Below are 6493 nucleotides of genomic sequence, written 5' to 3' on the forward strand. Positions count from 1 at the left end.
AGAGGTGGACTCATCGGCCGGGCTGGCCTTGACGCTGATCTTCCCACCCTAGATAGGTGTAGCACTTGGTGCTATATAAACTGATATTAGAACGTGTGTTCAAAACAGCTTGGTTCGCCAAGGCAGCGAAGAAGGCCCGGATTTCCGACAAGGCATTGTCGAAAGCAATCAGCCAGGTTGCTCTCGGCCAAGCCGATGATCTCGGTGGCGGCGTCTTCAAGAAGCGCCTCAACGGCAATCTGCACCGTTCAATCGTTCTGGCAAAGGCCGGAGAGTTCTGGGTATTCACTTATCTCTTTGCGAAGAAGGATCGGGCGAACATCGATGACGACGAGCTTCTGGCATTCCGGAAGCTCGCCGAACTCTATCGGGGAAAGACGAAGGCCGGCCTTGAAGCGGAAATCGAGGGCCGCGCCTTGCTGGAGATTGATCATGGCGACTAAGCGCAAATTCAAGAGCGATGCCTTCGAGGCAATCCATAGCGCCGTTGAGGGCATGTATGCGGCAGGCACCATCGACAAGGAAACCATGCGAACCTTCGACGACGATTGCCTGGTTGTTCCGCAGGATCTGACGCCAGGCGAAATCAAGGCACTGCGCGAAAACAATCACGTCAGCCAGCCGGTTTTTGCCCGCTACTTGAACACCAGCAAGTCCACCATCCAGAAATGGGAGACTGGAGCCAAGCGGCCAAGCGGGCCGGCACTCAAGCTCTTGTCGATCGTGCAGAAGCACGGGCTGCAGATGCTTTCGTGACATGAGTGACAACGAGTGCGTCTGGTCCCGCCATGGCAACGCCGTGCAGATAGCTCTGAAAGGGTACGAACCTTTGGCCTTGTAGTTTATGCGGAAGTCAAAGCGTCTAGATATAGTCACTTAGCTAGTCGTCGTAGCGCCGGTAATATTTCCGCTCGGGCAGCGTTTCAAAATCCACAGCCGGGCGCTGTTTGCCGCCCAGCTTCACCCAACTTCGTTGCCGGTTCCGCGCCGAGGTCAATTGCAGTCCCATGAGATGCGCGACCGCCATAGGATTAAGCCCCTGGTCGAACAGGCGGTAGCAAATCTCCTCGCCTCTGAGGGTCAGCCGACCATCATCATAGTGGTTCGAAGGGTGACGCGGGTCGGTCTCTTCGCTCCCGATAATTGCAGACTGCATCTCCTTGTTTAGGTCGCCGATCTGCTGCTGTCTCGCCTTCCACTGCTTCGCGATCTTCCGGCGCAGCAGCTTGATCTCGTTTAAAAAGACCCGTTCGGCGCTGCGGAACTGAAGCCCGTCGAAACTGATCGTGCCGATATAATGGTGTGTTCTCTGCCTCTCATCCAACAGTTTCAGAAAATGCTGCAGACGCTCGACTGCCTCGTAGTCATAGCGGGCGAAATCGTCGGGCAGGTATCTCCAAGACCGGCGTACGGAACGTTCTGAAGTGATGTCGGCGACAAGCTCATGGATATCGTGCCCGACCCTATTGCGATAGTCGATGAGACGCCGGATCTCCGCTTTTTCATCGGCCGACAACGCACCGTCGGCTTCAAGTGCGTCGAGGCATTTGCCGACCGGATTCTTTGCCCCCTGCGGCACGCGTTCTGCACGGCCCGTGTGTGCCATAAAGCCATCGGTACGCTGTATCAGCGACAGCACTCTTGTCTTGAGTTGCTCGGCATAGAATAACACAAGCACCATCTGGGCCGAGCGCAGCTTCAGCATATTCTGTTCCAGGCTGGGCAGGCGGGACCCCAGAGGATCGAGAAAACTGGGCTCGTGCATAGCTCAGCTCATGTGACGGCGCAGACGCATGTGAATACGGGTCGTCTCCGCCCTAAGATATAAGTCATCCTCCAGCGTGATGAATCTCGCGTGCATAGTGGCAATGCGGACCGGGATCAGTCGCTGAAGGGATTCCCGAATGTCTTCTTTCCGGCCGAATACCGATTTGAAGACCGCTTCCCAGTTGTCATTGCGCTCGATGATGCCTTTGTAATCGGCAAAATCGGCGTAATCGATCAACGGCAGATCATCTCCACCCTGCTGCATGTCTTTCTGTTTTTTATCCTTCCACTGGTCGAGAAGATTTGGAGGTAGCTGGCGTTTCATCCAGTCAGCGCCGAAATTCTTCGTCATCACCGCAACGATGAAAGCACGGACCTCGCGCTCGAAACGTAGCAAGGTCTCATATGCTCGCGAGTTGAGTTCGACGCCGGCATCATCTTCAGAGACAATGTCCGCGTCAGTATCCTCCTCGACAGCGAGACCTGCGATCTGGACCGTCTCCTGATAGGCTTCGACGCTGAAATGGGTGAGGTTGGCGTCGAAGCCCTGAGCATCATACAGCTCAAAGCGGGCCACAGGCTCGATTAGCGCAGGCGCATCGAACGTGATGGTATCCCGCCAATCACCCAGTTCCATCCGCAGCGCGGCGGAAATATGCGCGCTGAACGAATTCATGGAATTGGCGAGCCCGCCGATTGCCTGCAGATCGACAAAAGCGCGTGCGGAAAGCGCATGCTGCTGCACATCCAGCCAAGAGGTTTTCATGGCCTCCATGCGTGCTGTCAGCGACTCGATGCCGCCCGCCGCTTCACGAAAGGCCTTCGAGTATCCGGACGGATAGTCCTTAAGCAGTTTCGAGAGGGCAGAGATTTCCGGAAAGATCAGCCGTTCGTTCAGCGCGCGGATCGATTCCCCCAGTTCGGCTAAACCGCGCATGCGCCCCGCAGCCAGTTCGCCCAACGCATTCTGTTTGCCCATTGCGGCCAGTGTCAATGCGCTTGCGTTGGGAATGGTATCCGCCCAAAGCTCTGCTGAGTTATGCCGTCAAGCGTCCTGCGATTCCGTGGAGCGGGAGATGCGGGTGTCCGCTGCGTTGACATGGGCGGCAACGACAAGCATGTCCGCACCGATTTCGCTCGGCGTCAGGTGCAACGCCTTGAGGTCGGCCAAGGCGCGGCCAATCCCGTGATCGAGACGCGTGCCCGCTACCAACTGCAAGGTCGATGCGATTTCGTCGCGCGCCTTCGGGACACTGGTTTTATCGTCCGGTCCGAAACGGCCGATGATGACATGGCGTCTCATTTCTCTGCCTCCCCATCACCCATCGTCTGCAACACGTCGAAGGCGGATTGATAGACATTGGTCACGAAGCCCATCACCGCATCAGGGGTCAGCGACTGAATATTGACGCCCGCAGCGTTGATGGCGTCGCTGACACCGCGCTGGATGAAATCACGTAGTTGCGCCTGCACCCTCTCGGCCGCCTGCGGATCGGCCGGCAAGGTCACGACCTTGGTGCCGATGTCATTGCAGATACGAGCCTCGATCGCGTGCGTAGCATATAGCTCGAAGACGGTTTGGATCTGGCCAGTTGTCAGCGCGTCGATGTCGGTAATGCCCGCACCGGCGAGATCGGCGATAGTCTCGATGAAGGCGTCTCGCGCGATTCCCTCGTCGATCGACCCGCCTTCGGGGCAAATGTAGTCGGCAAGCCCCGCGAATACTTCCTCGATCGGCCGCCCGGCGAGGCTTTCAAGGTTGAGCATTCGCAGCGCTTCGCGAACGCCATTGGCACTGGCGTCATTGAGGAATCTGACGAGCCCGGCACCTGCGCCGCGCGATGAGCCCATGCGCTGCGCTGCCTGGCGCGAACTGCCCGCCGATTTGGACACATATTGCGAGACAGCGCGGCCGAGACTCCTGCGGTCGCTGCCGCCCGAGCTTACGAAGCGCGTGAAATTGTTTCGCGCCGATGTAAATCGATCCGATGCTCCTGCTGGCGCGGTTGGTCGGGGTGCCGGGGCGGGAGGAACCGCTGGGGGCGATCCATCAGGCGACGCGGGTTGCGTTCCGTCGTCCGCACCCGCGCCGGTCCCGCCGTCGCCGTCACCCTGCAGCCAACTCGGTATGAGTGGCGTGCTGCCGCCCGCGCCACCATAGGCGTTCGACGTGCCCATCAGCGCCCGCCCTTCCGCGTACGAAGCGCGGCGCTGGCCGTCGTCTTCAAAAAGGCCTACTGTGAGGTCGACCATTTTTGGAGGAGCTTTTCGAACCGAGCTACGGCGTCAGCATCTTTGATGATGCCTTCCCAGCCGGACGCAGGCCACGGTCCGCATCGATCAGCCGGCAAGGCTTCAAGCAGGTCGAGAAGGCTGGCTTGGAGCGCCGGGTGCGCGCGAACCAACACGGCGAGCCCGTCGATGCCGGGCGGCGCTGTATTGAAAGCATCGCCGCCCATAACGCGCCCGCGCAGTTCCTCGAATACCTGTGCGGCTTCGGCCGGAACGAGTTGCTTGAGTTCACCTTCGAACGCCTGGACGGCGAGTTTCGGGCCGAGCAACTTTTCGACCACCGCAGCGAGACGCCCGAGCACTGAGGCCGCGCCGAAATAGTCCTTCCGATCCTTGGTCACGAACAGATAGGGGCGCAGATCGACTTCGGCTAAGGCCGGTGACAGCCGCGCCCAAGCCCGTATCGCGTCGGCCGCCTTCCATTCGGTCAGGGTGGCGCTGTCCTTGGAGTCCGGCACGACGGTCGGCTTTGCGTCATCGAAGGAACTGACCTTGGGCCCGGCCCGCTTGGTTTTGGGGCCTGGCTTCTCCTCCGATGCGGCGGCTTCAAGCGCCGCCAAATCTATGCAGTGGCCGTCTGGATCGCGAGCGGCGGCGCTGGCGATTTGGTCGAACAATCTGGAGAGGAACCGTTCAGCCAGCATGAGTTTCGCCAATACGGGGAGCTTCACCTCCTCTCCAAAGCCGCGAGCGAGCGCGGTTTGATGGCGCAGCAGCAGGGTGTTGAGAAAGCGCTTGATCTGCCGCGGATTGCCCTGAGTGCCGCTAGCTAGGATCGGGCCGATTTGATCGCTTAGGGTGAGCGCGTTCTGGACCTTGCCGGCTTTATCGCCCAAGGCGCCTTTAACTGTTTGCGCGTCGAGCCCAGCCGTCTTCCAGGGCCGTTTGAGCAGTTCACGCGCGACGTTGATTAGCACAGAGTAAGCAGGGTCGTCCTCACCCAGTTCAGCGCCAATGAGCAATAAGGTGACATAGATGCGGGTTTCGGTCTCGCCCAAAGCTGGAATCCGGAATGGTATTTGGATCAGCTTTTCGAGATAGTTTCGCGCATAGTCGCGGGGGCCGGTCGTGTCCGGCAGTTCTGGGAAATGCTTCCGCACCGAATATTCGATCATCGCCTCGTCGGCTGCAACGATGAACGCGGTGCGAGCGGTGAATACGAACAGGCGGACGGCTTCGAGGGTTTCAATCGCCGTATCCGGCAGGCAGCGATCTAGATCGTCGATAAGAACGATCAGTTGCTCGACGCCCGCCTGCTTGAGCAGGTCGTCAAAAGCCTTTCGGAACGCTTCAATCTCTTCGGGTACATTCTTCGACTCACCGGGTTTCACAGACCCTGCACGCCGTCGATGGCTTTGTCGTAATTCTCCTGCGTGGCGATTTTTGAGGGATCGGAGAAAATGCCCTTCAAGGTGCCGACCACAGCGCTAACCTGATCGGCTGAGGGGATGCCGGTGAATGCGGTCAAAGCGAGACCACCGCCGTGCCGCGCGATCTTGAGCCAGTCGATCCGCCGGAAAATGTCCTTAACGGCCATGCCGGCCTGGGTAAGCAACGGGCGTTTTTCGATAAGCCGGTAACGATGCCCTCGATCAGCGCGATCTTAGCATCCTCGAATCCTTGAAAACGCCATCCGTTGAATTTGATGCAGAGCACGTCCTCGTCTGAACTGAGGCCACTCTCGATCATCTCCAAGATGCTGGATTTGCCAGCGCCCCAGTCACCATGAACACCGACGGTTACCGCTCGCTCGGATTTCTCACGCAACAGTTCGATGATGGTTTTCGATATCGCCTCGTCATTGAGGAGATCTACCCTCGTCTCATTATCCGTAAGAATCACTGCGTTCCCCCGATGCGCTCTAGCGACTCGCCGCTTTAATCGCGAGTTTGCCGAAGATACGCAACTTTCGCTATATGCACTTGGTAGCAGTAGGTTTTTTCCAGCATTTTTGTGTTCACCGCGATCAATGACTGCCCTTCGACAGATGGCCGTCTGATACTGCGGCAGCTCTAGCTAAACTGGCGCTTGCTCGTAACAATGGTTATCTTACGCCCGCCTCTCTTCGCGGCGGAGGCGACGAGGAGCGAATGATCTCGGCGCCCCCCCTAACCGAGTGTGGTGTTGCCGATCGCTGGCGCAATTCTTGAGGCGGCGGCTACCCAACTGCTGGCGATCAGCCCCTGCTTTGCACCTGCTGATTTAGGAATTAGTGTTTTATGTCAGGGATTTGGCACCGATGACCGGAGTGCTCTGGCGCACTGGATCGTAGTTTTAGGCTACTATTGGATAGCGTAGCGTAGGAACTGGTTGCGGGGGCAGGATTTGAACCTGCGGCCTTCAGGTTATGAGCCTGACGAGCTACCGGGCTGCTCCACCCCGCGCCATGGTGTGTTTATTGAACCGGTTTTGGTATTTTTGCGTTATCTGAACG

Annotated in this window: 9 protein-coding genes and 1 tRNA gene; 2 read left to right on the forward strand and 8 right to left on the reverse strand. The window is 58.3% G+C overall.

Features of this window, described 5'->3' with window-relative positions; genetic code table 11:
- The first annotated feature begins 83 nt into the window (after nt 1-83).
- Both J9800_RS21760 and J9800_RS21765 read left to right on the forward strand, forming a co-directional pair.
- Nucleotides 84-443 (forward strand): type II toxin-antitoxin system RelE/ParE family toxin, encoded by a 360-nt coding sequence (locus tag J9800_RS21760; protein WP_114217400.1) that lies wholly within the window; start codon nt 84-86, stop codon nt 441-443.
- On the forward strand, nt 433-756 hold the full coding sequence (locus J9800_RS21765; protein WP_114217395.1) for a helix-turn-helix domain-containing protein: 324 nt from the start codon (nt 433-435) through the stop codon (nt 754-756). Before J9800_RS21760 ends, J9800_RS21765 begins: the two co-directional genes overlap by 11 nt.
- A 124-nt stretch (nt 757-880) precedes the next feature.
- On the opposite strand, the gene J9800_RS21770 is transcribed toward J9800_RS21765, so the two are convergent.
- The 8 genes from J9800_RS21770 to J9800_RS21795 form a co-directional block, all read right to left on the reverse strand.
- The gene (locus J9800_RS21770; protein WP_162792735.1) at nt 881-1705 is read right to left on the reverse strand and encodes a hypothetical protein; all 825 of its coding nucleotides are present in this window, start codon (nt 1703-1705) and stop codon (nt 881-883) included.
- Between the two features lie 63 nt (nt 1706-1768).
- Nucleotides 1769-2728 carry a Swt1 family HEPN domain-containing protein gene (locus J9800_RS21775; protein WP_210845933.1) on the reverse strand — a complete coding sequence of 320 codons (960 nt, stop codon included), beginning with the start codon at nt 2726-2728 and terminating at the stop codon, nt 1769-1771.
- An 84-nt stretch (nt 2729-2812) separates the two neighbouring features.
- A complete protein-coding gene (locus J9800_RS21780; protein WP_205315999.1) occupies nt 2813-3070 on the reverse strand; it encodes a hypothetical protein in 258 nt (85 codons plus the stop codon).
- Nucleotides 3067-4020: a Qat anti-phage system associated protein QatB gene (gene qatB / locus J9800_RS21785; RefSeq protein WP_286167678.1), complete on the reverse strand. Its 954-nt coding sequence runs from the start codon at nt 4018-4020 to the stop codon at nt 3067-3069. Before qatB ends, J9800_RS21780 begins: the two co-directional genes overlap by 4 nt.
- Nucleotides 4002-5390, reverse strand: coding sequence for a Qat anti-phage system ATPase QatA (gene qatA / locus J9800_RS21790; RefSeq protein WP_286167679.1), 1389 nt, complete (start codon nt 5388-5390; stop codon nt 4002-4004). Before qatA ends, qatB begins: the two co-directional genes overlap by 19 nt.
- Nucleotides 5387-5527 (reverse strand): hypothetical protein, encoded by a 141-nt coding sequence (locus J9800_RS22155; protein WP_286167680.1) that lies wholly within the window; start codon nt 5525-5527, stop codon nt 5387-5389. The genes qatA and J9800_RS22155 overlap by 4 nt, the downstream gene beginning before the upstream one ends.
- Nucleotides 5524-5901 (reverse strand): P-loop NTPase fold protein, encoded by a 378-nt coding sequence (locus tag J9800_RS22160; protein ID WP_286167681.1) that lies wholly within the window; start codon nt 5899-5901, stop codon nt 5524-5526. The genes J9800_RS22155 and J9800_RS22160 overlap by 4 nt, the downstream gene beginning before the upstream one ends.
- A gap of 465 nt (nt 5902-6366) precedes the next feature.
- Nucleotides 6367-6443: transfer RNA gene (locus J9800_RS21795), tRNA-Met, on the reverse strand.
- Nucleotides 6444-6493 lie beyond the last annotated feature (50 nt).

Origin of the sequence: Ochrobactrum sp. AP1BH01-1, assembly GCF_018066705.1 — a bacterium.
GTDB lineage: Bacteria > Pseudomonadota > Alphaproteobacteria > Rhizobiales > Rhizobiaceae > Brucella.

Coding starts and splice junctions, on each gene's coding strand:
- J9800_RS21780 (WP_205315999.1), bottom strand. CDS start 3,070: ATGAGACGCCATGTCATCATCGGCCGTTTCGGACCGGACGATAAAACC.
- J9800_RS21765 (WP_114217395.1), top strand. CDS start 433: ATGGCGACTAAGCGCAAATTCAAGAGCGATGCCTTCGAGGCAATCCAT.
- qatB (WP_286167678.1), bottom strand. CDS start 4,020: ATGGTCGACCTCACAGTAGGCCTTTTTGAAGACGACGGCCAGCGCCGC.
- J9800_RS21770 (WP_162792735.1), bottom strand. CDS start 1,705: ATGCTGAAGCTGCGCTCGGCCCAGATGGTGCTTGTGTTATTCTATGCC.